The sequence below is a fragment of the Exiguobacterium sp. s166 genome (assembly GCF_018618855.1).
In the GTDB taxonomy this organism is placed as follows: domain Bacteria; phylum Bacillota; class Bacilli; order Exiguobacteriales; family Exiguobacteriaceae; genus Exiguobacterium_A.
Map to the genome: position 1 here is coordinate 1 of NZ_JACSMU010000017.1, position 870 is coordinate 870.

Here is an 870-nt window from a genome sequence, read left to right on the forward strand (position 1 = left end):
GATTCCGGCTGCACCGAGTGCAAGACCGAAGAGAGCGATCGCACCAGTTGTACCTGCTGTATTGTTGTCGCTCATGCCGCCGTTACCTGTGTTCGGCATTGAACCTGGTGTACCATCCATGAATTTCTCAGGTGATTGTTTGACGATTGCTTCACCGAGGTTTTCACCGACACCGTACATGTAAGCATATGACTCACGGAATGTATCAACTGATCCTTTGTAGTCGCCTTCGACATACTGCATGAACGTATCTTGGACGTATGTCTCATGACCAGAGATTGCTTCCTGTGCTGCTTTTGTCGGAAGGTTTTCTTCCGTTGCTGCACCAAGGAATGCACCGAAGTCATTTGAGAACATTTTGAGCATGTCTTGTGCGTCACCCATCATTTTCTTGTCGTCGTTGATTGCTGCTGTGACAAGGTTCGCTTGCGCTTCGATGTGGTTTTTCGTCCAGACTTGCTCGAACTGATCCGCACCCGCTTGACCGTAGACGGATTTCATTGCCGCTTTGAAGTCAGCTGTGTGCATGTCTTCTGCCCAGTTCGCTGCATCGTAGTCTTTCGCTTGATCGACGCCAGCCGTCATGCTGATGTTCGCAAGGGCGACGTGCTCCGCTGCAAGGCTGTTGAGTGTTGACCGGAGGTCAGCTGCTTTTGTGTCCGCTTTCGTGTTGTCGAACTTCTCAGGCATTTGTGTTGTGATCGCGACTGAGAGTGCTTTTGAGATATCATACATGCGGCTGTAGCCTTCACGGAACGTGTTGTACGATCCTTCGTAGTCACCGGCTGCATATTGTTGGAATGTTTTATAGACGTCGGCTTCATGGGCACGGAGGACTTCTTCCGCTGCTGCCTTCGGCAGTTTACCTTC

The 870-nt window shown here is 50.6% G+C and carries 1 pseudogene; it reads right to left on the bottom strand.

Annotated elements, in window-relative coordinates:
- Nucleotides 1-870: pseudogene (locus KNP93_RS15540) on the bottom strand (copper amine oxidase); the annotation flags it as partial.